This is a genomic window from Aeromonas finlandensis, assembly GCF_000764645.1.
GTDB lineage: Bacteria > Pseudomonadota > Gammaproteobacteria > Enterobacterales > Aeromonadaceae > Aeromonas > Aeromonas finlandensis.
The window spans coordinates 1-24,873 of the sequence record NZ_JRGK01000276.1; the positions used below are offsets into that span (position 1 = coordinate 1).

Genomic DNA, 24,873 nt, shown 5'->3' on the forward strand with positions numbered 1-24,873 from the left:
GGCTACAGCGGGGCGATCCGCATCGTGGCGGGTTTTGATGCCAAGGGCACCATCACCGCCGTGCGCGTGCTCGCTCACAACGAGACCCCTGGCCTTGGTGACAAGATCGAGCTGAAAAAATCGGACTGGATCAACAGCTTTGCCGGAAAATTCCTGACCCATGACAACGAGCCCCAGTGGGCGGTGAAGAAGGATGGCGGTGAGTACGATGCCTTTACCGGCGCCACCATCACCCCGCGCGCCGTGGTCAAGGCGGTGAAGAACCTGCTGAAACTGCAGCAGGAGCAACCCGAACTGCTCAGCAACGCCCCGGCTTGTCCGGCGGCGAACTAACGGAGTCGAGCCATCATGAACCAGATGGAACAGATTGAAACGGGTGCAGCCCCGATTGCCGAGCTGGAAAGCCGCAAGGGCGAGCTCAAGGAGCTGATGAGTCAGGGGCTGTGGAAGAACAACCCCTCGCTGGTGCAGGTGCTGGGGCTCTGCCCGACCCTCGCCGTCTCCTCCACCTTTACCAATGCGCTGGGGCTGGGCCTTGCCACCATGGCGGTGCTGGTCTGCTCCAACCTTGCCGTCTCGCTGGTGCGCAACTGGGTGCCGAAGGATATTCGCATCCCGGTCTACGTGATGATCATCGCCTCGCTGGTGACCAGCGTGCAGCTGCTGATGAACGCCTACACCTATGGCCTCTATCAGGCGCTCGGCATCTTTATCGCCCTGATCGTCACCAACTGCATCATCATCGGCCGCGCCGAGGCGTATGCCTCCAAGAACCCGCCGCTGCTGGCGGCCCTCGACGGCCTGATGATGGGCCTTGGCTTTACTCTGGTACTGCTGGTGCTTGGCACCATGCGCGAGATCATCGGCATGGGCACCCTGTTTGATGGCGCCGAGCTGCTGCTGGGCGAGTGGGCCAAGTCCCTGCGCATCGAGTTGTTCCACGCCGATGCCAGCCTGCTGCTGGCCATTCTGCCGCCGGGCGGCTTTATCGGGCTGGGGCTGCTGATCGCCGCCAAGAACGCCATCAACGACTGGCGAGATCGCAAGCAGGCCTCCACCGTGGCCCACTGCAACGTTGCCCCGGCCCGCGTCCGGGCGACCGAGCTATAACCGGACGCAAGGCATGAACAACCAGAAACGCAGAGAGATCCTGGAGCGGCTGCGGGAAAACAATCCCCACCCCACCACAGAACTCAACTTCAACTCGCCATTCGAGCTGCTGATTGCCGTGCTGCTCTCGGCGCAGGCGACCGATGTCAGCGTCAACAAGGCGACCGATAAACTCTATCCGGTGGCCAACACCCCGCAAGCAATGCTGGATCTCGGGGTGGACGGGCTCAAGGAGTACATCAAGACCATTGGCCTCTTCAACACCAAGGCCGAGAACGTCATCAAGACCTGCGCCATCCTGCTGGAGCGCCATGGCGGCGAGGTGCCGGAAAACCGCGAAGCGCTGGAAGCCCTGCCCGGTGTCGGCCGCAAGACCGCCAACGTGGTGCTCAACACCGCCTTTGGCTGGCCCACCATTGCCGTTGATACCCATATCTTCCGGGTATCGAACCGCACCGGCTTTGCGGTAGGCAAGAACGTGGATCAGGTGGAGGAGAAGCTGCTTAAAGTGGTGCCCGCCGAGTTCAAGCTGGATGTCCACCACTGGCTCATCCTGCACGGGCGTTACACCTGTCTGGCTCGCAAGCCCCGTTGTGGTTCCTGTATCATCGAGGACTTGTGCGAATACAAAGAGAAGGTCTATCCCGAGATCTGATAGCCTCGCAACCGAGATTGAAAGCAGTACACATCACCAACCCGGAGAACTGAGCAATGAGAATTCTGCATACCATGCTGCGTGTCGGCGATCTGCAACGCTCCATCGACTTCTACACCCGCGTGCTCGGCATGAAGCTGCTGCGCAAGAGCGAGAACAGCGAGTACAAGTACACCCTGGCCTTCGTCGGCTACGGTGACGAGAAAGATGATGCGGTGATCGAGCTGACCTACAACTGGGGGGTGAGCGAGTACGAACTGGGCTCTGCCTATGGCCATATCGCACTGGAAGCGGACGACATCTATGCCACCTGCGACGCCTTGCGCGCTGCCGGTGCCAAAATCACCCGCGAGCCGGGCCCGGTCAAGGGCGGCACTACCGTGATCGCCTTCGTCGAAGATCCGGACGGTTACAAGATTGAACTGATCGCCAAGAAAGATGCCGGTACTGGTCTGGGCGACAGCGTCTAAACAGCCCGATTCCCGCTGCCGGATGGCAGGATCAAAAAAGAGCGCAGATGCGCTCTTTTTTATGCCCGGCTGCCGATGGCGGCGCTAGATCTCGCCGTTACGCCCCATGCTGATCACCACCCGCCGGTTCTTGGCTCGCCCCTGCTCGGTTTCGTTGGAGGCGACATGCTGCTTCTCGCCATGCCCCTCTACCGAGATCTTGCCGGGCTCCAGCCCCAGATCGACAAACACCTTCTTGATGGCATCGGCCCGCTTCTCGGAGAGCTTCTGGTTCGGCCAGCGACCGCCGTAGCTGTCGCTGTAGGCGTCGATCACCACCACATCGATGCTCTTGTCCGCCTTGATAAACTCGCTGATCATCGCCAGCCGCCGCTTGGAGGCGATGGAGAGCTGATCGCTGTTCTTGTCATAGGTGAGCACGCTAAAGGCGATATCGTTGAAGCTGTAGGGCAACAGTCCGCTCAGACAGTCGATAAAGGCCTGATATTTGACCCGAAAGTTGACTGATGAGAGCGACACCCGCACCGCGCGATTCTGGCGATACCAGTCCCGATACTGGAAGGTCGGCATCCGCCCCCCTTCCAGCTCGTCGAGCATGGTCCAGGCGGTTTGCCCCTCCACCAGACCATCGAACTGCTGATAGAAGCGCAGCTGGCTCACTTCTCGCCCCGCGATGCCGGGGCGCCATACCGGCGGCATGATGCCAAGGCTCACCGTCTCGGTTCTGGCCTGCGGCCGCTTGCCCTTGAGCTCGAAGTCGAGGTTGATCTTGCGCCCGGCGCGGCTGACAAACGCCCCCGTACCCCAGTTGGGAATGGGGTGCTCGAGGCGACACTCAATCTGGGTATCGGAGGTCAAACGCCAGACGGATTGATCCAGACCGGCACCGAATTCGGTGACCCCAGCCTGTAACTGCATACTCACGGATATGCTGACCAACCCTAACAACCAAGCGTTCAATTGCTTGCCCTCCACACGATCTCACAAGAGATATCGGCGGCAAGGCGCCAAGCTTTAGCGACAAACCGTGCGGGGAGCACTCTCTTCATGCCGGGGGCGCCATCCCCCTGTTCCGGTGAGTCGGTAAAATGCGAAGCAGACCCAAGTTGTGCCAATTCATTCGCGCCAGCGAAAGAGAAAATCGCTACATTGAAGCCATGTGACAAGGTGTCATGGATTATCAGGGATGAAACAACGAATGACGGCTCCCCCTCCCCTTTTGCTATTGGCCCTGCTGGCGCTCTCGAGCGGCCCACTTCAGGCTGCCAGCCAGGATCAGGAGTGGGCGCAAGATCGCGCCAACGCAGTGCTCTCGCTGATGACCTTCACCGTGGTGCCCGACATCACCGCCAGCAACCTCAATATTGGCAGCGGCACCAACCAATCCGCCGCCCTCAACATGACCCAGCTCGGTGGTGGCGCCACCATGAGCGAGGCCGTGCCCATCTATCTGGAAGGGACGCTCGGCTTGAGCCGCTACGATCCCCAGTTCGTGGTGAGCAACGGCACCGAGAGTCGCACTATTCCAACCAAATGGAACAGCCTGACCGCCTCGGGTGGGGTCGGCTGGGATATCGCCCTCCACCAAGACCAGCGAGGCGGTCGCTGGATAGTGCGCCCCATTGCCAACATCTCGCTGGGCACCATGGCCAGCGATCTGCGGATCGGCAACTGGCTGCTCGATCGCGCCACGGGCTACTCCCTCGACTTTCTCGATAACGGCCAGCTCAATATGTACGGACTGGGGGGCGCCCTGATGCTGGACTACGAGCTCTTTTCCAGAACGCAGGATATCGATGCCGAGGTGCGCTACTCCTATCAGCACCTGCAGAGCTTTGGCAATACCTCGGAGAGTGTGCGGGGCAGTGCCGAGGCGGAGAACCTCGGCTTCTACCTGCGCCGCCGGGCCCCGGTGTTTGACTGGAGACTGCTCGATCGTCCACTGCGCTATGTGATGGAGGGGGCGCGCACCGAATACCTCGGCGAGCAGCGCGGCCTGCTCGGTTTCAACTCCCTCAACTCCCTTGGTCTCGGGCTGGAGCTCGACAGCAGCAAATACGACATCATCGTCAGCCGCACCCGTCTGGTCGCCCGCTATATGTTCAGCCACAACACCAACGGTTATTCCATCGGGCTGGCCATGAGTTTCTGAGCCATTATTTAACACCACCAAACGTGGCTAACCGTCAGCGATATTGCAGCGACAATCCAGATAATCACGCCCACATTGACGAACGTTTTATGTATTAGCCCACCACCATCCATATTTATCACGCACCGTTAACATCATATCTGGCAAAGAACAATTCACCTGTTTGGCCATCTGGCATTACCACATCGAGATCGCACGCTGATCCTTGGTGTATTTGTGAGCATATTTGTTGCGAGCACACCTGACTTTTATTGTGATGGCTGCGGCCAGAGCATGTTCACAAGGGGAAAATACCCGCCCCCTGACATCACTGCACAATACTCCCCTTGACACGAGCCCATAAGAAACCAGTCGCATGGCGTACCCGCCTGCTTGGCAGCAGGCCAGGTAGACAAGTAAGTCATTGTTTTTAATCATTTATAGTTTTTCATTTTTTATGAAGTCAATTAATCCTGTTTTATTTTACATAGCTCACCCGGCTGCTAAATTTGGCGTCATCCAAGCAGGGCCAGGCGCACTAAAGCGACGGACTGCGGGATGCCAATAACAGGTGTGCAATGGGCACAGAAATAATGTTCAGCCATAACAACCGTTATTTTTGACGACATCACACTTGCTGACTCTTGTTGATTTGGGGTTATCTGATGAAAAAAACGCTGCTTGCTCTCTCTGTATTGGTCATGGCCGGAACCGCACATGCAGGAGTGCCTGATTTATCGGCCAGCTGCCCGGGGCATATTAATGTGCGCATCGAAGATGGCATGGCCTATATCAATAACCAGCAGGTTCCGCTTAAAAAAGTGAATTCAAATTTCTACGAGGCAAGCAAGGGGCGCACCACCCTCTCCATGGTGAAAAATGGCGACTGGGGCATCAGCTATTTTGTCAAAAATGGCGACAGCGGCGCCTGCCAGCGCAATGACGATGAGAACGATGACGACGGCGATGATGAGAGCGCCAGCAGCAGTGCCTACAACGGCAGCACTGCGCAAACCAAAGTTGCCGAGAACGCCTGCATGAACGCCGTCGCCAGAAAAGCGGGCGTCAGCCGCAGCAAGCTGACCCTCGACTATGTGGCCGACTCCCAGGCGGGGATGATGATCGATATCAAGGGTCCCCATGACCGGCTCTGGCACTGCCTCACCGACTCCCGCGGCCATATTTCCGGCATCAACCAAGACTGATTTCGCACCACGGCTCAACGGGGCCTGCACCGTGCTGTGGGGGCCCCACCCATTATCCATTGCAATCATTTGATACAGGTATATGAAGATGAAATCCAAACAGACTCTGCTCAATGTCGCCCTCGGTTGCCTGCTGGCGGTCGGTATCTCCGGCTGCGCCGTGGCCAAAACCCATCATGGCCACAAGACCCATGCCCAAGAGCACGCTCAGGAAGGGGCCGTACAGTATGGGGACGAGAGCCCGTGGGCAGGCAACTATAAAGCAGTCACTGACGATGGCCGCACCGTGGCCGAAATTCACGTCGATACCACAGGGGAGACCTATATCGATGGCACTCAGGTCAAGCCGAGCCACAGCGGCAGTGACTACCTGAAATTCAAGCAGGAGACCATCACTTACACCCTGCGCAAAAGCGGCGCCAGCTGGAAAGACAGCGATGCCGACACCAGCGGCCGCATCCTGTTCGATTGATAATCGCCCCCCACGCGTTGCCAGATACCAAGCCCCGTCAAGGGGCTTTTTTTCAGGTTCTGGCTCCCATATCACCCCATACCGCCCGATTGTTGATAAAAAACCGGTCACTAATGACAGCGGCCTGAGCAAGGAAGGTTTTCAATAGAGTCATAACCAATAAGGAGTGGCCTATGATCCACCTGCAAGCACTGCTCGATGCCTTTAGCGAACAACATGGCTTTCCCCCGCTGCAACTCGATGATGAGGGAACCTGCCAACTACTGATCGACGACAAACTCCCCCTCTCACTGCTGGCTCATCCCCTCCGGCGTGAACCGGCAGAACCGACCCTGATGCTGAGCGCTACCATCGGCTTGCTGGCCGCAGCGGGCACCCAACGCCAACAGAGCCTCGAGCTGCTTGCTCGCGCCAACTACAGTGCAGGCGCCGATACTGGCCATACCCTGGCGCTGGCCCCTGATGGCCGCCAGCTGGTGCTGTTCGGGCTGCGCCCCCTGGCCTCCCTCACACCGCAAGATCTGGCCGAATGGTTGACACTGCTGACCCGACAGGCCCTAGAGTGGCAGGCCCGCTTTGCCCTGCTGCCAGAACAACTGGCCCCGATCAGCCCCCTGCCATCACAGCATGACGCCATTCGCATCTAGGAGGCCCCATGACAATCAGTAGCATCACGGGCGCTCCAGTGCCCGACCTTGCCCGCTTCGCAGCCAACGCAGCCCCGGACGACACGCGGCTCCTCAGTAAACGAGGGGACGTGAACCCTGCCCCCCTGTTTCACCGGGGCCACAAATATGAGCTGCTCAACCAGCATCTGCTGCACAGCGAAACGAGCCGCTTCAAGCAGGAGAACATCAAGACCCACCTCGATCTCAAGGAGGCGCTGAAAAATGCCGCGCCGCAGGAGATCGCCCTGCAAGCCTTCTCGCTGCTGAGCCCGGCCGCTTATCGGGGCGAGCCACTGACCCGAGAAAAGATGATGGAGGTAACCTCCCTGCTGGCGGAGCTCAAGGTTGATCCCGCCAGTTATCGCCAGCTCAAGCAGCTGTTTGACCAGATCAGCCGTGACCCGCGGCTGCAGGTCTGTCTGGAGCAGCAATACCCGGGCAAGATGGACGGTCTGGGCCAGGAGCTGCTACATAAAGGCAAGGCATTTGCCAGCACCACAGCGGTCAATCTCGCCATCAGCCTGTTGCTGCCGGGCATAGGCACCCTGATCGCCGCCGGGCGGGAAGGTTATCGAGTGGCACAACACTGTGACCATGAGAGCTATCACCATCAGGTTGCCCAGATCGGCCTGCTGCCCGGTCGCGCCAGTCGGCTCGCCCATATCAGCCAACAGGTCTTGAGTCAGGGCCATGCCAGCATGGCCGTCGAGGGCGCGACCAACATGACGCTGGGGGTCGCGTTGGCGGGGCTAAGCAACTTCGGGGTTGCCGGTATCAACACCGGCGTGGCATCCATCGCCGCCAAGGCGCTGCCCGCCACCGCCACCGCCAACAAGGTATTGATGTCAGGACTGCCAACCGCCACCAAAATGGGGGCCTCCTACCTTATCAATCAGCAGGCCAGCGACCGGCCACAAGAGACCCCGCTTTCCAACGTGCTGCCGCGCCTTGAAGTGAGCAATGACAAGGGGGAGTTCAGTTTCAGCATGCTTGAGGAAGCGTCAGTGCGCGCCATGCTCACCTATCTCGGGCCCAGGGCGGATGAGAGCCTGCTCGGCAGCGATGCACCGACCGCTCTCAGGGAGATGGAGCAGGCCAGATTGGCCCTCAAGGCCCAACTCGGTTCACCGGCCGATGAACAGCTGCTGCCGGGCCAACCTGACGAGAACGCCCCCACAGCGGAGCTCAAGCTGAGCCATGAGGTGTTCAAAAAGCTGCTGGCCGAGGATTACAACTGGCTACTGCCTGCCGTGCGCAGTCTCGACAAGGGCACGGGGGAAGACCTCAACAGCAAGCTGGCCTACAAAGTGCCCCTCGAGTTTGACAATCGCACCGTCTATCAGGAGAAGAGTCCCAACCTCAGCCAGCCCCAGCTGGAGGCCCTCAAGGCGTGCGGTGCCCCCAGCCAGCTCAAACTGATCTATCTGGCCGAAGGCTGGTTATAACCCTCCCGTTTAACCGATGGCCGCCCCCCTTGCGGCCATCTCTTCCTCCGCAAAAATCCCGTCTCGTCACACAGTTAGTGCAATCAGTCACATATTCCTTTTGACGGAGTTGTTGAAATGGCTCAGTTTGGCACCCCATGGCCCCGTTACAAAGCGAGTTGAAATGGACTTCACACCCGTTATTACGGTTCTGCTGGGCCAGCTCTGGTATCTGCTGCCCCTGCTGTTGATTGCCACCTCAATCGCCCCTACGTTCCTCAACACTCCAGGGGCCTCAAACTGAGGTCATTAAGGAGGGGTTGTGAACAAGCAACAATAATCCCCTGAAGGTCTACCACGCCTTGATGACCTTCATTGTCATCACGCACAACACAGCGCAGACAGACGGATACAGTCCAGATGGCGGTCAAAGCAATGCAAGAGCCATGGTATGCTCTTTAAAGTTCTCACTGGAATCCATCGATGCTTATATCTACCCTCTTGGCCACCATCCTGGCCACACAACCCGAAGCCCTATATTTTGCCCATAAAGACTGGGAGATCGCCTGCGACAATACTCGGACCTGCAGGGCCGCAGGTTATAGCGCAGAATCAGGGGGACTCTCGGTTTTGCTCACCCGAGAGGCTGGCGCCAAAGGCACATTGCATGCAGAGCTTGCCATCGCAGAAGTTGATGGACAGGCACCGGGAGCCCCCGCTGATGGTTTGATCACACTGCGCATCAATGGTGAAGTGCTTGGCACCGTAAAAGAGCGGACTCCGTTCAGCCAGCCCCAAATCGCAGCACTCGTCCGAGCGATCAAGGGGACTGGCAAAGTGGTATTTGAATGGAGCAAGCATCAGGAACAGCTATCCGGCGCCGGAGCCTATGCCGTTTTTCTCAAAATGGATGATTTCCAAGGCCGCCTCAATACCAGTACAGCCCTGACCAAACAGGGCCCATTACCCACCACATCCATTCCTCCTGCCTTGACGGCTCCCGTGATCCACGCTGGCGCCGTAGCCGCAGGCAACCTCTCCCGCCCGCTCACCAAGCCGGAACAACAGAGCATTGGCAAGTGGCTGAAGCTGCAAGTCGATAAAGACACCTGTCCCATGGTCGACGAAAATTCAGAGGGTGGCATGCTTTATCCCCTGAACCAAGAACGAGCCTTGGTTCAGCTACCCTGCTGGCTCGCAGCTTACAACGACGGTTCCGCCTTCATTGTGATTGACACGAATCTTGATACCGCCAGTGCGACCCTCATCAGTACTGATGCAAACGGTTATGGAATGGGTGAACTGAGTGCCTCACATAAAGGAAGAGGGATAGGAGATTGTTTTTCTTTCGAAAGCTGGGTGTGGGATGGCAAAACCTTCGTGCAGAGTGAGCAAAGCACTACCGGAAGCTGCCGCATGATTGCACTGGGGGGAACCTGGCATCTACCGACCCTGACCAGCAAGGTAATCAAAGCACAGTAGACAAGGGCGGCCAATTGGCCGCCCTTGTTGTTTGTTCTAGCGAATCGTCGCCATCTGCCGCACGCAGCGCTGCTCCCTGTCATCCACCCGCTTGGCAAACCAGGCGGTGGTGAGGTTGCGGGTGATCTTGGGGCTCTTTAGCTGAATGCCGGGCAGGATGGCGCGGGGCAGCCGCTTGCCCGCTTGTTTGTCGGCCAGGGTAAAGACGCGATGGTAGAGGTCGCTCTGGCCAAACTCGGCGGTGTCACCGAGTTTGAGGCTCTGGTGGATCGCCTGCTGGCTCATATTGACTCGGCTAGCGAGGGTGTAAACGGCCAGCTCGGTGTTACCCGGCAGATCCGAGTCATAGCGGATCAGATCCCCGTCCAGCGCCAGGGTTTTGCCACTCAAACGGCTGACGGCCGCCTGAAAAGCGGCGTTGCGACTGGCGTACCAACCGGCGTTGAAGTCGGCAAAGCGATAGAGGGTATCGGGGTACTCCGCCTCATAGCCAAAGATATGCTTGGTGCCAAACCAGATGCCGCCACGGCGGGTAAAGACCTCGTGGCGAATGGAGTCCTTGACGGGATAGGGGTAGCCACGGGCATTGGCCTCGGCAAAGTCGATGCTCACCTGCATCGGGCCACCGGTATGCACCGGGTTCATGTTGCCAAACAGGGTCTTGCCCATCGGCAGCATGCTGATCATGTCCTCGAAGATCTCGCTCATCTCCCGCTCGGTGCGCAACTTGTCGATGCGCTCGGCATAGCTCTTGCCGGTCGGCGAGTTGATAGAGAGCGCGGCCCGCACCATAAATTCGGGGATCAGCAGCTTGGCCGCCCGCGCGTTGATCTCCTTCCAGGCGATCTTGCCAAGGCCCGGCACCACGGGGTCGGCCTGATAGGTGGCCTCCTGCTCTGCCACCGCCAGCACGGTGCAGACGTTGTGATCATTGACCGTCACCCCCTGGGTGGTGAGCGCCGTCACCACGTCGTTGGCCCACCCCTGCTTGTCGACCACATGGCGGGGCAAAAACCTCACGATGCGGCTCTTCATGTCCGCCGGTTTGCGCGGCTGCATGGCTGGCGGTGTCGCTTTTTGGGCTGGCGTGGTGGTGCCCGCTGCGTCGCTCGGCCTAGGAGCAGAAGCCGGATCGCTGGCACAACCGGCCAGCAGCAGCGGGATCAATAGCGCCAGTGCGCGCATGGCAGGGGAAACAGAAAAGAGAGAGAGCGTCATCGGATATCCGGTACTGAGGCTGGAGACAAACCGCCCAACGGCGGGCGCACACATGATGGCTCATTGTAGAGAATTGATCCACAAGGCCAAGGTCCATCGCCTCGACCTTCTGCCAAGCCTGGCAGAGGCGGCTGCAACACGGTCACCAACAGCGAACGTCAACTCTGACCATGGGCTTTTGTCGAGAGTTGTTTACATTTAGAATGCCGCCGCCAGGACGCTCACGGTATGGACCCTATGGATACACTCTCCCATCTCTTTGCTTACGTGCAGCAGTGGCTGCTCACCCCGATCTGGCACTGTCTGACCGGGCTGTTTGACCTCAACGGGCGGCTTGGTGCCCCTTTCCTGCTGATATCGAGCCTTATCGCCTACCTCCTCTATCGCATGCGTCGGCAGCAGGGAGACCCGGTGGCAGGCTCGTTTGCCGGGTTTCTTGGCGGCCGGGCCATCTGGCTGCACCCCTCGGCCCTGCTCGATTATCAGTACTATCTGGTACGCGCCCTGCTGCATGTGGCCCTGATCGTGCCCATCCTGACTCTGCTCAATCCCTGGCTGCTGGAGGCGCAAGATATTACCTCCGCACTCACCCGTCTGTGGGGCGAGCGGCCCCGACTGGCCGAAGCGAGCTGGCTGATGATGCTTTATGGTCTCGGGATATTTCTGGTCAGCGATTTCGTCCACTACTGGCTGCACCGTGTATTTCACAGTCGCTGGCTGTGGGAGTTTCACAAGGTGCACCACAGCGCCACCGTGCTGGTGCCGCCGACCGCCAGCCGCATTCATCTGGTGGAAAAGCTCTCTGAAATCCTGGTCAAGGGGAGCGCTCTTGCCCTCTACTCCGGCGCCTTTTACTGGCTGTGCGGCGGCACAGTGCGCCCCTACACCCTGTTTGGGGTGGGCTATCTGGTGCTGATCTTCAACGCGCTGGCGGCCAACTTGCGCCATAGCCATATCTGGCTGTCGTTTGGCCCGCGGCTGGAACATATCTTCAACAGCCCGGCCCAGCACCAGATCCACCACAGCCGGGATCCCCGCCACTTCAACCACAACTTCGCTATCAACCTGTCGCTGTGGGACTGGTGGTTCGGCACCCTCTACGTGACTGGCCACCAGCCAGAGCCCCTCACCTTCGGGGTCGGCCCGAAAGACAATGTGCGCTACAGCCGCCTGAGCGCGCTGATCCTGCGCCCCTTTCTGGTCACAGCCCGCAAGCTGTGGCACGCCCTGCCCCGACCTCGCAGCCGCAAGCCACAGCCGGATTTACGGTAGCCCCGTTCTTCACCCACATGACTCTGGTCCCCGCAACGTCAAACCCGTCGTCATAAAAAAGCCCCCCGCCATCGCTGGCGGGGGGCTTGTCATCTATGCGGTACGAGTCTGGCTCGCTCGCGGAGTGATTAGCGGTTATTCACGCGCTGATGCAGCTCCTGCACCGAGTTGACGTTGGCGGTGGCATCCACGCTGATGGCCATGCAGGTGGCGAATGCCTCATTCATGGTGGTGGTATACGCCACCTTGTTCTGCAAGGCGGCGCGACGCAGCTGCTTGGAGTCCTGGATCGCCACCCGCCCTTCGGCGGTGTTGACGATGTAGGTGTACTCGCCATTCTTGATGCGGTCGAGAATGTGTGGGCGACCTTCGTGCACCTTGTTGACCAGACGCGGGTTGATGCTCGCTTCACCCAGTGCGACGGCGGTGCCGTGAGTGGCATCCAGCTCGTAGCCCAGCTCCAGCAGCTTGGCGGCCAAATCGACCACTTGCGCCTTGTCACTGTGACGCACTGACAAGAGGGCGCGACCCTCTTTCGGTACGGCGTGGTTGGCACCCAGCTGCGCCTTGGCATAGGCCTCGGCAAAGCTGCTGCCCACCCCCATCACTTCACCGGTAGAGCGCATCTCTGGCCCCAGCAGCGGGTCAACACCCGGGAACTTGGCGAACGGCAGTACGACCTCTTTCACCGAGTAGTAGGGCGGGATGATCTCTTTGGTGAAGCCCTGTTGTTGCAGCGACTGACCGGCCATCACGCGGGCGGCAATCTTGGCCAGCGGGGCACCGGTCGCCTTGGAGACGAACGGCACGGTACGGGCGGCGCGCGGGTTCACTTCGATGAGGTAGATGTCATCGCCCTTGACCGCGAACTGCACGTTCATCAGGCCGATTACGCCAAGCTCCAGCGCCAGCTTGCGTACCTGCTCGCGGATCTCGTCCTGAATCTTCTTGGACAAGGTGTAGGGAGGCAGGGAGCAGCCGGAGTCACCGGAGTGGATACCGGCCTGCTCGATGTGCTCCATGATGCCGCCGATAACCACATCGGTGCCGTCGCAGATGGCATCCACGTCCAGCTCGGTGGCGTCGTCCAGGAAGCGGTCCAGCAGTACCGGCGACTCATTGGAGACGCTCACCGCCTCGGCGAAGTAGCGACGCAGATCCTGCTCGTCATAGACGATTTCCATGGCGCGGCCACCCAGCACGTAGGAGGGGCGAACCACCAGCGGATAGGTGATGCGCTCGGCGGTCAGCACGGCCTGTTCCAGCGCGGTGACGGTGCCGTTTTCCGGCTGCTTGAGGCCGAGGCGCTCAACGGCCGACTGGAAGCGCTCGCGGTCTTCGGCACGGTCGATGGCATCCGGGCTGGTACCGATGATCGGCACGCCGTTGGCTTCCAGGGCGCGGGCCAGTTTCAGCGGGGTCTGGCCACCGTACTGGACGATAACGCCCTTGGGTTTTTCGATGCGCACGATTTCCAGCACATCTTCCAGTGTCACCGGCTCGAAGTAGAGGCGATCCGAGGTGTCGTAATCGGTGGAGACGGTCTCCGGGTTGCAGTTGACCATGATGGTCTCGTAACCGTCTTCGCGCAGGGCCAGCGCCGCGTGCACGCAGCAGTAGTCGAACTCGATACCCTGACCGATACGGTTCGGGCCGCCGCCGATGATCATGATCTTGTCGCGGTTGCTCGGGGCCGCTTCACACTCCTCGTCATAGCTGGAGTACATGTAGGCGGTGTTGGTGGCGAACTCGGCGGCGCAGGTATCGACCCGCTTGTAGACCGGGAAGATGTTGTGGCGGGCACGCAGTTTGCGCACTTCGCCTTCGGCCACGCCGAGGATCTTGGCCAGACGCGCATCGGCAAAGCCTTTACGCTTGAGGGCGCGCAGGAAGTCGGCATCGAGACCGGCCATGCCGCGCTCTTTCACCTCTTCTTCCAGCTTCACCAGATCCTCAATCTGCACCAGGAACCAGGGATCAATCTTGGTCAGCTTGAAGATGCCATCCATGGAGAGACCAGCGCGGAACGCATCGGCGATGTACCAGATACGGTCGCAACCGGCATCCTGCAGCTCGTGACGGATACGGGTCAGAGAGTCCGGCGCATTAAGGTCAACCATGGGGTCGAAGCCGGTTTTACCGGTCTCGAGGCTGCGCAGCGCCTTGTGCAGGGACTCCTGGAAGTTGCGGCCGATGGCCATCACTTCGCCGACGGATTTCATCTGGGTGGTCAGACGGTCGTTGGCACCGGCGAACTTTTCAAAGTTGAAGCGCGGCACCTTGGTGACCACGTAGTCGATGGCCGGCTCGAAGGAGGCCGGAGTACGGCCGCCGGTGATGTCGTTCATCAGCTCGTCGAGGGTGTAACCGATAGCGAGCTTGGCAGCGATCTTGGCGATGGGGAAGCCGGTCGCCTTGGAGGCCAGCGCGGAGGAGCGCGACACCCGCGGGTTCATCTCGATGATGACCATGCGGCCATCTTTCGGGTTGATGCCGAACTGGACGTTGGAGCCGCCGGTCTCGACGCCGATCTCGCGCAGCACCGCCATGGAGGCGTTGCGCATGATCTGGTACTCCTTGTCGGTCAGCGTCTGGGCTGGGGCGACCGTGATGGAGTCACCGGTATGGATACCCATGGGGTCGAAGTTTTCGATGGCGCAGACGATGATGCAGTTGTCGTTGCGATCCCGCACCACCTCCATCTCGTACTCTTTCCAGCCGATCAGCGACTCGTCGATGAGCAGCTCTTTGGTCGGCGACAAGTCCAGACCGCGCTCGCAGATCTCGACGAACTCTTCGGTGTTGTAGGCGATGCCGCCACCGGAGCCGCCCATGGTAAAGGAGGGGCGGATGATGCAGGGGAAACCGACCATCTGCTGCACACCCCACGCCTCTTCCATGTTGTGGGCGATACCGGCGCGCGGGCACTCGAGGCCGATGCTGCGCATCGCCTTGTCAAAGCGGGAGCGATCTTCGGCCTTGTCGATGGCATCGGCAGTGGCACCGATCATCTCGACACCGAACTCGGCCAGCACGCCGTGCTTCTCCAGATCCAGCGCGCAGTTGAGCGCCGTCTGGCCGCCCATGGTGGGCAGGATGGCGTCCGGGCGCTCTTTCTTGATGATTTCGCGCACCACTTCCCAGGTGATGGGCTCGATATAGGTGGCGTCCGCCATCTCCGGGTCGGTCATGATGGTGGCCGGGTTGGAGTTCACCAGAATGACGCGGTAACCCTCCTCGCGCAGGGCTTTGCACGCCTGGGCGCCGGAGTAGTCAAATTCGCAGGCCTGGCCGATGACGATGGGGCCGGCGCCGAGGATCAGGATGCTCTGAAGGTCGTTACGTTTTGGCATGAAGCTCTTTCCTCTATTCCTTAGGCGCGATACTGCTTAATCAATTCAATAAAGTGGTCAAAGAGACCGGCACAATCGTGCGGGCCCGGGCTCGCTTCAGGGTGACCCTGGAAGCTGAAGGCCGGACGGTCGGTGCGATGGATGCCTTGCAGGGAGCCATCGAACAGGGAGACGTGGGTGGCGCGCAGGCAATCCGGCAGGCTGTTCTCGTCTACCGCAAAACCGTGGTTCTGGGCGGTGATCATTACGGTGTTGTCATCGAGGCTCTTCACCGGGTGGTTGGCACCGTGGTGGCCGAACTTCATCTTGACGGTCTTGGCACCGGAGGCCAGACCCAGCAGCTGGTGACCCAGACAGATGCCAAATACCGGGGTGTTGGTATTGAGGAAAGCCTTGATGGCCTCGATGGCGTAGTCGCACGGCTCGGGGTCACCGGGGCCGTTGGAGAGGAAGATGCCATCCGGGTTCATTGCCAGTACCTCGGCAGCCGGGGTCTTGGCGGGTACCACAGTCAGGCGGCAACCACGGTCAACCAGCATCCGCAGAATGTTGCGCTTGACGCCAAAGTCATAGGCCACCACGTGGTATTTGAGCTGGTCGGCATCCGGGGTGACGTGCCCCTTGCCAAGCTGCCAGCTCCCTTCGGTCCAGTTGTACGCTTCATTAACCGTGACCTCTTTGGCCAGATCCATCCCCTTCAGACCGGGGAAGGCGCGGGCCTGTTCGAGAGCATAGGCTTCATCGACCTGTTTCCCGGCCAGAATGCAGCCAGCCTGAGCGCCTTTTTCGCGCAGGATGCGGGTCAGTTTGCGGGTGTCGATGTCGGCGATGCCAACGATGTTGTGAGACTTGAGGTATTCGGAGAGGGATTGCTGATTGCGGAAATTGGAGGCAAGTATCGGAAGGTCCCGGATGATCAATCCCTGAGCATGGATTTGACTGGACTCTTCATCTTCGCTGTTGGTGCCGGTGTTGCCTATATGGGGGTAAGTGAGGGTGACAATCTGACGGGAATAAGAGGGATCGGTGAGGATTTCCTGATAGCCCGTCATCGACGTATTGAAAACCACTTCACCAACGGAACATCCCTCGGCGCCTATCGACACGCCTTTGAACACAGTTCCATCTTCCAGCACTAGCAATGCAGTGTGATTCAAGACAACCTCCAGTTATTTAGCTTTAAATTCAGCAATTTACCTGGGTGTTGCGGGCTCGGTTCCGGTCTTGGACAGGACTCGAACCCGGCAGATTTCTGGCAAATTGGGCGCATTCTACTTAAAAAAAGTGGCATTTCAACGTCTTTTCTCAGATGAAATGCATCTAAATTCAATAAAAAAGCAACATTACCCATTATCTATGCACTCAACTGCTTTGCAACCCCCTCTCGCGAAAGAAAATAAAAAACCACCACCAAAAGATGCCGCCAAGCCAGCAATACCGACAGAAACCACAAAAAATCACAATAAAAACAATGAAATATATTTCAACATAAAAACCATTAATGGTGAATTTTTCGCTTTATTGACAACAAGATTGAACGTAAAAAATAGAAAACGTTTTTCACTGTTTGAATTTTTAGTCTTTTATGGTCTTTGTAAATAAATGGCTGTGCGCGCCATAAACGCGCTCAAATCTGTTACCTGGTGATGACATTCAAGAGGGGGCAATCAGGGAGATAAAGCAATAGTGTGATTTATAAGGCATTCCGGTGAAAATTGTCGACAGATCGGTTTTTTATACACAAACAAGATCCCGAACAGCAAAAACCCCGGCAAGCCGGGGTTTTTCACTGGGTACAATTTGCACAACCGTGCCGCACAGAGGCATCACTTGAGATTGAGCACGTCCTGCATGTCATAAAGACCGGCACCCTGCTGGCCAAGCCATTTGCCCGCCCGTACCGCACCGTTGGCGAAGGTCAGACGGCTGGAGGCCTTGTGGCTGATCTCCACCCGCTCGCCGATGTCGGCAAACATGACGGTGTGCTCCCCCACCAGATCGCCGGCGCGGATGGTGGCAAAGCCGATGGTGTTGCGATCCCGCTCGCCAGTGATCCCCTCACGGCCATAGACGGCGCACTCTTTCAACTCACGTCCGAGCGTCTTGGCCACCACCTCCCCCATGGAGAGGGCGGTGCCGGACGGCGCATCCACCTTGTGTCTGTGGTGCCCTTCGATGATCTCGATATCGGTGTAATCCCCCATCACCTTGGCGGCCTGCTCCAGCAGTTTGAACACCAGGTTGACCCCGACCGAGTAGTTGGAGGCGAACACGATGCCAATCTGCTTGCCGGCCTCTTTAAGGGCGGCCTTGCCTGCCTCGTCAAAGCCGGTGGTGCCGATCACCATCTGCTTGTGGTGTGCCAGCGCAAAGGCCAGATTGGCCAGGGTCACCTCGGGACGGGTGAAGTCGATGATGAGATCAAACTCGTCACGCACCTTGTCGAGGCTGTCGCTGATCGCCACACCCAGATGGCCCAGACCGTTGAGCTCACCGGCATCGAGACCGATCACCGCAGAGCCCGGCCGCTCCAGCGCCGCACCGACCACCACGCCATCGGCATGGGTGATGGCCTCCAGCAGCACCTTGCCCATACGACCATTACAGCCCATCACGGCCACACGGATCGGATTGTCCATCTCCACCCTCTCATCTCTTTATTATGGAAAGAGACCGTTTTACCAGCCTGCGCCAGCTTTGAAAAGCCTACTGTGAGCCCGCAGAGCACACCGACAAATCAACGAGATATTTCATTTAATCCGAACATTTAACGGATTTAATCACGGCAACCAAATCGACAAACAAAAACAGCTATCCATCTGGACGTCTATCTTGACCGGGCGGGGTTGACTCACTACTGTGGGCACCCCAATGCGGCAGGATGCCCGCCCTGTTTTCCCCCTATCCCTATCCGATAAAGGCACAAAGCAGTTCATGACAGGAGGTCATTGTTCAATTTCAGAGGAACACATGATCCAGACTCAACCCAGTGCCAGGGCCTTGCTGCCACTTCTGGTTTTTCTCGCACTCTTTATCGGTACCGGTACCTGGCTGACCCTGCAGGGGGTCGAGTTCGCCTTCTATCAGCTGCCCGCTCCCGTGGCTGCCCTGCCTGCCGTGATGCTGGCCCTGCTGCTTGGCAAGGAGGGCTTCAACAGCAATCTGGAGACCTTCTTCAAAGGGGTCGGCCACAACAACATCATGGCGATGTGCCTCATCTATCTGCTGGCAGGGGCCTTTGCCAGCGTGGCCAAGGCCACCGGGGGCGTCGATGCCACCGTGGCGCTCGGCCTCTCGCTCATCCCCGGCTGGTGTCTGCTGCCAGGGCTGTTCCTGATCTCTGCCTTTATTGCCACCGCCATGGGAACCTCCATGGGCACCATTGGTGCCGTAGCCCCCGTGGCCCTTGGCGTGGCGCAGGCGGCCGGTATCGATCCGGTGCTGATGGCGGGTACCATTCTCTCCGGCGCCATGTTTGGCGATAACCTCTCCATCATCTCCGACACCACCATTGCGGCCACCCGCAGTCAGGGCTGCGAGATGAAGGACAAGTTCCGCGAAAACTTCAAGATTGCCGCCCCTGCCGCCATCACGGTGATCCTGCTCTATCTGACCCTGGGGTCAGTGGGTGAATCTCCTGCCAACGGCAACGCCATCGAGCTGTTCAAGGTGATGCCCTATCTGCTCATTCTGGGGCTGGCGCTCGCCGGGGTGAATGTGTTCGTGGTGCTGGGGATCGGCATTCTGGCCGCAGGTGCGGTGGGCATGGTCAACGGCTACGCCATCGGTCAGTTCAGCAAGGATATCTATCAGGGCTTTACCGGCATGCAGGAGATCTTCCTGCTCTCCATGCTGATCGGCGGCCTCGGCGCCCTGATGGAGCGTCAGGGTGGGCTGGCCTGGATCAGTGAGCGCATCAGCGCCCTGATTGCCCGTTTCACCCGCGAACACAACGGCGAACAGAACGAGAAAGCGGCCGAGCTGGGTATCGCCGGGGTAGTGAGCCTCACCAACCTCTGCACCGCCAACAACACGGTGGCCATTATCGTCGCCAGCAAGGTGGCCCGGGATCTGGCAGAGCATCACGGCGTCACCCCGCGCCGCGCCGCCTCCATGCTGGATATCTTCTCCTGCGTGATCCAGGGTCTCATCCCCTGGGGCGCACAGGCGCTGCTGCTGGGCTCCATCTTCGCCCTCTCGCCGCTGGCGGTGGTGAGCATGAGTTTCTACCCGATGGCGCTGGCTGTAGCGGCACTGATTGCCGTGTTCGTGAAACACCAGATGCGCGGCAAGGCTGACAAGCAATAACATCTGACGCTGGCACGCCGATATCCCATCAACAGGGGCACACCGCAGCCCCTGTTGATCCAGTATTGGATGCGCCAGCGTTTATCCCACCACCCCGGGCATCAGCCATCCGGGTCGGTTTTCCCCTGCCCCCCCTTAATGTCCAGAGTGAATGTGCTAAGGTAGAGCGCGTTCAAGCCATCGATGCGCAGCTATACCAGAGGTTCCCCATGCATGAGTCCCAACCCGAACGTCAATCCCTGCGCCAACTGGTTCGTCAACGCCGCAAAAATCTGAGTCCGGCCGAGCAGCAAGCGGCGGCCCAACAGCTGCTGGCCCAGTTCAAGCAGCACCCCGAGATCCTCGCCGCCAAACGCATTGCCCTCTACCTGGCCAACGACGGGGAGATCAATCCCCTGCCCACCATCCACTGGCTGTGGGCCCAGCACAAAGAGGTCTACCTGCCGGTGCTCCACCCCTTTACCCCGGGTCACCTGCTCTTTTTGCGCTACACCGCCACCAGCCCCATGGTGCGCAACCGCTACGGCATCGAAGAGCCGGAGCTGGATGTCCTGCAGGTGGTGCCCCACAGCACCCTCGACCTGATTTGCACCCCGCTGGTTGCCTTCGATGCCCAGGGCAATCGCCTTGGCATGGGGGGCGGCTACTACGATCGCACCCTCGCCATCTGGCATGAGCACAAGCTGGGGCCCAAGCCGCTAGGTATTGCCCACGACTGCCAACAGGTGGATGTGGTCCCGCAAGAGGAGTGGGACGTACCGCTGCCCCAGATCATCACCCCGAGCCACTGCTGGCGCTTTGAATAGGCGGTGTTGGATCAGCGCATCGCGGTTTGTGCGCGCAAACGCAGAATAAACAAGCAAACGATTTACCCGTCACCCCTTTTTGCCCCGGAACGTGAGCAACAAGGTCGCGACGGGGTACCGGGTTGGATATAATGCGCCCGCTTTTTTCTTAAGGAACGATCATGACTCAAGATGAAATGAAGAAGGCGGCCGGTTGGGCTGCGCTCAAGTATGTGGTTCCCGGCACCATCGTCGGGGTGGGCACCGGCTCTACCGTCAACCACTTTATCGACGCGCTGGCGACCATGAAGGACGAGATCAAGGGGGCGGTATCCAGCTCCGTGGCCTCTACCGAGCGCCTCAAGGGCTTCGGCATCACCGTATATGATCTCAACGAGATCGACGCCCTCTCCGTCTATGTGGATGGCGCCGACGAGATCAACGCAACCCGCGACATGATCAAGGGCGGTGGCGCAGCCCTGACCCGCGAGAAGATCGTTGCCGCCGTCGCTGACAAGTTCATCTGCATCATCGACAACACCAAGACCGTCGAGGTGCTGGGCCAGTTCCCGCTGCCGGTGGAAGTGATCCCGATGGCCCGCGAATACGTGGCCCGCGAAATCCGCAAACTGGGCGGCAACCCGGTGTGGCGTGAAGGTGTGGTCACCGACAACGGCAACCACATTCTGGATGTGAAAGGGATGGCCATTACCGACGCCAAGGCGCTGGAAATTCAGCTCAATGCCATCGTCGGCGTGGTCACCAACGGCCTGTTCGCAGCACGCGGCGCCGATGTGGTCCTGATCGGTACGCCGGACGGCGTGGTTACCCAGTAATCCCGACCCGGGCAACAAGGTGCAACTGTGTCTCCCCTCGCCCGCCATCGCCACACTGCCTGCCCTGGCGCAGCAGCGACGTTGATTGGTCCCCGGGATGGGATACAAACCCGAGAATTGCACAGTGAATAAATGACGGCGCCTGATGGCGCCGTTTTTATTTATGCCTCAACAAGTTGCAAACGGATGTTTACAACAATCGTTGATAACTTCAAAGAATTTGACTTTCGTCACAAATATTCCCTCTCCCAAACGTTTTTGCTACTTTACGGTTTTCTTCGCACACCAAATCTGCACTTACGTTTGCACATACAGAGGGATCGTCATGACTGCCAAGTTTTCGTTGGACAAGGATAAAATCAAGGTGCTGCTGCTGGAGGGAGTCCATCCCAACACCGTAGAGACCTTTCGTGCCGCAGGTTACACCAGTGTGGAGTATCTCAAGACCTCTCTTTCCGAAGAGGAGCTGATCGAGCAGATCCGCGACGTCCATTTCATCGGGCTGCGCTCCCGCACCCAGATCACCGAGAAGGTGCTCGATGCCGCCAGCAAGCTGGTCGCCATCGGCTGCTTCTGCATCGGTACCAACCAGGTTGAGCTGGAAGCGGCCCAGATCCGCGGCATTCCGGTCTTCAACGCCCCCTTCTCCAACACCCGTTCGGTGGCCGAGCTGGTACTGGGTGAGATCCTGCTGCTGCTGCGCGGCATCCCCGAGAAGAACGCCAAGTGCCATCGCGGCGTGTGGGAAAAACTGGCCAATCGCTCGGTAGAAGCGCGCGGCAAGAAGCTCGGCATCATCGGCTACGGCCATATCGGTACCCAGCTTGGCATCATCGCCGAGAGCATCGGCATGAAGGTCTATTACTACGACATCGAGAACAAGCTCTCGCTGGGTAACGCCATTCAGGTGCCGAGCATGGTCGAGCTGCTCAATATGTCTGACGTCATCAGCCTGCATGTGCCGGAGACCGCCTCCACCAAGAACATGATCGGTGCCGAGCAGCTGCGGATGATGAAACCGGGCGCCATCTTCATCAACGCCGCCCGCGGTACCGTGGTGGATATCGACGCATTGGCTGACGTCATCAAGAGCGGCCATATCGCCGGTGCCGCCATCGACGTCTTCCCGGTCGAGCCCAAGTCCAACGACGAAGAGTTCCAAAGCCCGCTGCGTGGGTTGGAGAACGTCATCCTGACCCCGCACATCGGTGGCACCACCCATGAAGCGCAGGAGAACATCGGGCTGGAAGTGGCCAACAAGCTGGTCAAATACTCCGACAACGGCTCCACTCTCTCCGCCGTCAACTTCCCGGAAGTGTCGCTGCCGGGCCACAAGGGCTCCAGTCGCCTGCTGCACATTCACCGCAACCAGCCGGGGGTGATGAACCAGATCAACCAGATCTTCGCCGAAGAGGGGATCAACATCGCCGGTCAATACCTGCAGACCAGCAGCCATATCGGCTACGTGGTGATCGACGTGGAGACCGAGCACAGCGAGAAGGCGCTCGCCAAGCTCAAGGAGATCAACGGCACCATCCGCGCCCGCATCCTCCACTGATAAACCCTTATCTGCGCAGCAAAAAGCCCGTCGTGATGACGGGCTTTTTCATGCTGCGATGCTCAACGCACGTCTGCGTTTTTGCTCCTTTGCCCCCTCCTCCCCTCGCGGGAGAAGGGCTGGGGATGAGGGGCGAAAAAATACCACCCTCACCCTGCCCTCTCCCAGAGGGAGAGGGAAAATAGGCGATAGAAAACCAGATCTGACTTACCACCAACCCAGCAGATTGCGGCCTGCCAGCGCGCCCCATACCAGGGCGTTCAGGGCCAGCGCGATAAAGACAGCGGCAGAGCCCAAATCCTTGGCGCGGCCGGAGAGCTCGTGATGCTCGGAGCCGATGCGGTCGACCACCGCCTCGACGGCAGAGTTGAGGATCTCGACGATCACCACCAGCCAGCTGATGGTGATGAGCAGCAGGATCTGGTTGAGGGAGTCGCCAATCCAGAACGCCAGCGGCATCAGCAACAGGATCAGCATCAGCTCCTGACGAAACGCCGCCTCGTTGATCCAGGCTGACTTGAGCCCCTTCATGCTGTAACCGGTTGCGTTGATGATGCGGGTGACCCCGGTTGCCCCTGGCTTTGCCACGCTATCTACCTCATTTGAAATCAATTTTGGCTTCACATCCTATCAGAGCCCCCCAAGGTTTCAATCGGTGGACTTTTGCTTTATTTTATCTCTTTGCTTTTTCGCCCCTTGCGGCTGACACCACCCACTCGAGACTTGAGTTGTATGTCCATTCACACAGATGAATTGCGCACCCGTCGCCTGGAGTCACTGATCACTCCGAGCGAGCTTGCCCACGCGTTTCCGATCACCGATACCATTGCCCAGAATCTGCTGGATGCCCGTCGCGAAGTGGAAACCATTCTGGCCGGAGAGGATCAGCGCCTGCTGGTCATCGTCGGCCCCTGCTCCATCCACGATCCTGCGGCCGCCCGCGAATATGCCCAGCGCCTCAATGCCCTGCGCGAGCAGTACAAAGAGAGCCTCTGCATCGTGATGCGCACCTACTTCGAGAAGCCGCGCACCATCGTCGGCTGGAAAGGGCTCATCAACGATCCCCGCCTCGATGGCAGCTTCGACGTCAACGAAGGGCTGAAACTGGCGCGCAAACTGCTGGTCGACATCAACGAGATCGGCATGCCCACCGCCACCGAATTCCTCGATATGGTGACCGGCCAGTACATTAGCGATCTCATCACCTGGGGCGCCATCGGCGCACGCACTACCGAATCCCAGGTGCACCGCGAAATGGCCTCCGCCCTCTCCTGCCCGGTCGGCTTCAAGAACGGCACCGACGGCAACACCCGCATCGCCATCGATGCGGTGCGCGCCGCCCGTCACAGCCACATCTTCTATTCGCCGGACAAGGACGGCAAGATGACCATCTACCGCACCGCCGGTAACCCCTTTGGTCATGTGATCCTGCGTGGCGGCCACCGTCCCAACTACGACACCGCCAGTGTCGACGAAGCGTGCGAAACGCTGGCCGATGTGGGCCTGCCCGAGCGGCTGGTGGTCGATTTCAGCCACGGCAACAGCATGAAGGATCACCGTCGTCAGCTGCTGGTGGCGCAAGACATCTGCGATCAGCTGCGCCGCGGCCGTACCGGTATCGCCGGTATCATGGCCGAGAGCTTCCTGGTGGAAGGGCGTCAGGATGTGGAGAACGGCTGCGCCGCCACCTTCGGCCAGAGCATCACCGATGCCTGCCTGTCATGGAGCGACACCGAAACCCTGCTGGCCATGCTGGCAGAAGCCGCTCAGGTACGGTTGAACAAAGCAAAACTGCGGTAACAGCTGCGGCATCACGCTTTGGCCAGAGCATCACCAATGCCTGTCTATCTTGCGTGGAGCATGGAGCGGCACCGAAACCCTGCTGGCCATGCTGGCAGAAGCCGCTCAGGTACGGTTGAACAAAGC

Annotated in this window: 23 protein-coding genes; 17 read left to right on the forward strand and 6 right to left on the reverse strand. The window is 59.2% G+C overall.

The features are described from left to right. The 4 genes from LD28_RS0116185 to gloA all read left to right on the forward strand — a co-directional run. Positions 1 to 333: RnfABCDGE type electron transport complex subunit G (locus tag LD28_RS0116185; RefSeq protein ID WP_033137972.1), on the forward strand; the 333-nt coding region annotated here is incomplete at its 5' end. A 15-nt stretch (positions 334 to 348) separates the two neighbouring features. After that, positions 349 to 1,110, forward strand: coding sequence for an electron transport complex subunit E (locus LD28_RS0116190; RefSeq protein WP_420911717.1), 762 nt, complete (start codon positions 349 to 351; stop codon positions 1,108 to 1,110). A gap of 13 nt (positions 1,111 to 1,123) precedes the next feature. Beyond that, the gene (nth, locus tag LD28_RS0116195) at positions 1,124 to 1,765 is read left to right on the forward strand and encodes an endonuclease III (protein WP_033137973.1); all 642 of its coding nucleotides are present in this window, start codon (positions 1,124 to 1,126) and stop codon (positions 1,763 to 1,765) included. 56 nt (positions 1,766 to 1,821) lie between these two features. Beyond that, positions 1,822 to 2,235, forward strand: a complete 414-nt coding sequence (gene gloA, locus LD28_RS0116200; RefSeq protein WP_033137974.1) for a lactoylglutathione lyase — start codon at positions 1,822 to 1,824, stop codon at positions 2,233 to 2,235. An 84-nt stretch (positions 2,236 to 2,319) separates the two neighbouring features. Here the strand turns inward: gloA and LD28_RS0116205 are convergent, their stop codons facing one another. Further along, positions 2,320 to 3,195, reverse strand: a complete 876-nt coding sequence (locus tag LD28_RS0116205) for an OmpA family protein (protein WP_033137975.1) — start codon at positions 3,193 to 3,195, stop codon at positions 2,320 to 2,322. A 226-nt stretch (positions 3,196 to 3,421) separates the two neighbouring features. Here LD28_RS0116205 and LD28_RS0116210 point away from each other — a divergent pair, with 226 nt between their 5' ends. The 6 genes from LD28_RS0116210 to LD28_RS0116235 all read left to right on the forward strand — a co-directional run bounded on the left by LD28_RS0116210 (position 3,422) and on the right by LD28_RS0116235 (position 9,617). Next, positions 3,422 to 4,387 carry an autotransporter domain-containing protein gene (locus tag LD28_RS0116210; protein ID WP_033137976.1) on the forward strand — a complete coding sequence of 322 codons (966 nt, stop codon included), beginning with the start codon at positions 3,422 to 3,424 and terminating at the stop codon, positions 4,385 to 4,387. Positions 4,388 to 5,148: 761 nt separating this feature from the next. Then, on the forward strand, positions 5,149 to 5,571 hold the full coding sequence (locus tag LD28_RS0116215; protein WP_241462306.1) for a hypothetical protein: 423 nt from the start codon (positions 5,149 to 5,151) through the stop codon (positions 5,569 to 5,571). Between the two features lie 88 nt (positions 5,572 to 5,659). Next, a complete protein-coding gene (locus LD28_RS0116220; protein ID WP_033137978.1) occupies positions 5,660 to 6,043 on the forward strand; it encodes a hypothetical protein in 384 nt (127 codons plus the stop codon). 173 nt (positions 6,044 to 6,216) lie between these two features. After that, positions 6,217 to 6,690: a CesT family type III secretion system chaperone gene (locus tag LD28_RS0116225; protein ID WP_033137979.1), complete on the forward strand. Its 474-nt coding sequence runs from the start codon at positions 6,217 to 6,219 to the stop codon at positions 6,688 to 6,690. A gap of 110 nt (positions 6,691 to 6,800) precedes the next feature. Then, positions 6,801 to 8,156, forward strand: coding sequence for a hypothetical protein (locus tag LD28_RS0116230; protein ID WP_241462307.1), 1,356 nt, complete (start codon positions 6,801 to 6,803; stop codon positions 8,154 to 8,156). 462 nt (positions 8,157 to 8,618) lie between these two features. Further along, positions 8,619 to 9,617, forward strand: a complete 999-nt coding sequence (locus LD28_RS0116235) for a DUF1176 domain-containing protein (protein WP_033137981.1) — start codon at positions 8,619 to 8,621, stop codon at positions 9,615 to 9,617. Positions 9,618 to 9,653: 36 nt separating this feature from the next. Here the strand turns inward: LD28_RS0116235 and LD28_RS0116240 are convergent, their stop codons facing one another. Then, complete coding sequence (locus tag LD28_RS0116240; RefSeq protein ID WP_081959596.1) at positions 9,654 to 10,835, reverse strand: DUF1615 domain-containing protein; 1,182 nt, start codon at positions 10,833 to 10,835, stop codon at positions 9,654 to 9,656. A gap of 237 nt (positions 10,836 to 11,072) precedes the next feature. On the opposite strand from LD28_RS0116240, the gene LD28_RS0116245 reads away from it, so the two are divergent. Beyond that, entirely contained in the window at positions 11,073 to 12,107 is a 1,035-nt protein-coding gene (locus LD28_RS0116245) for a sterol desaturase family protein (protein WP_033138006.1), read from the forward strand. Between the two features lie 128 nt (positions 12,108 to 12,235). Here the strand turns inward: LD28_RS0116245 and carB are convergent, their stop codons facing one another. After that, positions 12,236 to 15,460, reverse strand: a complete 3,225-nt coding sequence (gene carB / locus LD28_RS0116250; RefSeq protein ID WP_033137982.1) for a carbamoyl-phosphate synthase large subunit — start codon at positions 15,458 to 15,460, stop codon at positions 12,236 to 12,238. A gap of 20 nt (positions 15,461 to 15,480) precedes the next feature. After that, positions 15,481 to 16,617 (reverse strand): glutamine-hydrolyzing carbamoyl-phosphate synthase small subunit, encoded by a 1,137-nt coding sequence (gene carA / locus LD28_RS0116255; protein ID WP_033137983.1) that lies wholly within the window; start codon positions 16,615 to 16,617, stop codon positions 15,481 to 15,483. A 67-nt stretch (positions 16,618 to 16,684) separates the two neighbouring features. On the opposite strand from carA, the gene LD28_RS23155 reads away from it, so the two are divergent. Beyond that, positions 16,685 to 17,062, forward strand: coding sequence for a hypothetical protein (locus LD28_RS23155; RefSeq protein ID WP_156120273.1), 378 nt, complete (start codon positions 16,685 to 16,687; stop codon positions 17,060 to 17,062). A 224-nt stretch (positions 17,063 to 17,286) separates the two neighbouring features. On the opposite strand, the gene dapB is transcribed toward LD28_RS23155, so the two are convergent. After that, entirely contained in the window at positions 17,287 to 18,099 is an 813-nt protein-coding gene (gene dapB, locus LD28_RS0116260) for a 4-hydroxy-tetrahydrodipicolinate reductase (protein WP_033138007.1), read from the reverse strand. Between the two features lie 331 nt (positions 18,100 to 18,430). On the opposite strand from dapB, the gene LD28_RS0116265 reads away from it, so the two are divergent. The 4 genes from LD28_RS0116265 to serA all read left to right on the forward strand — a co-directional run bounded on the left by LD28_RS0116265 (position 18,431) and on the right by serA (position 22,947). Further along, complete coding sequence (locus tag LD28_RS0116265) at positions 18,431 to 19,768, forward strand: Na+/H+ antiporter NhaC family protein (RefSeq protein ID WP_033137984.1); 1,338 nt, start codon at positions 18,431 to 18,433, stop codon at positions 19,766 to 19,768. 209 nt (positions 19,769 to 19,977) lie between these two features. Further along, complete coding sequence (locus LD28_RS0116270) at positions 19,978 to 20,574, forward strand: 5-formyltetrahydrofolate cyclo-ligase (RefSeq protein ID WP_033137985.1); 597 nt, start codon at positions 19,978 to 19,980, stop codon at positions 20,572 to 20,574. Positions 20,575 to 20,735: 161 nt separating this feature from the next. Next, positions 20,736 to 21,389, forward strand: coding sequence for a ribose-5-phosphate isomerase RpiA (rpiA, locus tag LD28_RS0116275; RefSeq protein ID WP_033137986.1), 654 nt, complete (start codon positions 20,736 to 20,738; stop codon positions 21,387 to 21,389). A 325-nt stretch (positions 21,390 to 21,714) separates the two neighbouring features. After that, the gene (serA, locus tag LD28_RS0116280; protein WP_033137987.1) at positions 21,715 to 22,947 is read left to right on the forward strand and encodes a phosphoglycerate dehydrogenase; all 1,233 of its coding nucleotides are present in this window, start codon (positions 21,715 to 21,717) and stop codon (positions 22,945 to 22,947) included. Between the two features lie 207 nt (positions 22,948 to 23,154). Here serA and LD28_RS0116285 read toward each other — a convergent pair whose 3' ends face one another. After that, entirely contained in the window at positions 23,155 to 23,535 is a 381-nt protein-coding gene (locus LD28_RS0116285; protein ID WP_033137988.1) for a diacylglycerol kinase, read from the reverse strand. Positions 23,536 to 23,679: 144 nt separating this feature from the next. On the opposite strand from LD28_RS0116285, the gene LD28_RS0116290 reads away from it, so the two are divergent. After that, complete coding sequence (locus LD28_RS0116290) at positions 23,680 to 24,747, forward strand: 3-deoxy-7-phosphoheptulonate synthase (RefSeq protein ID WP_033137989.1); 1,068 nt, start codon at positions 23,680 to 23,682, stop codon at positions 24,745 to 24,747. The last annotated feature ends 126 nt before the right edge of the window (positions 24,748 to 24,873 follow it).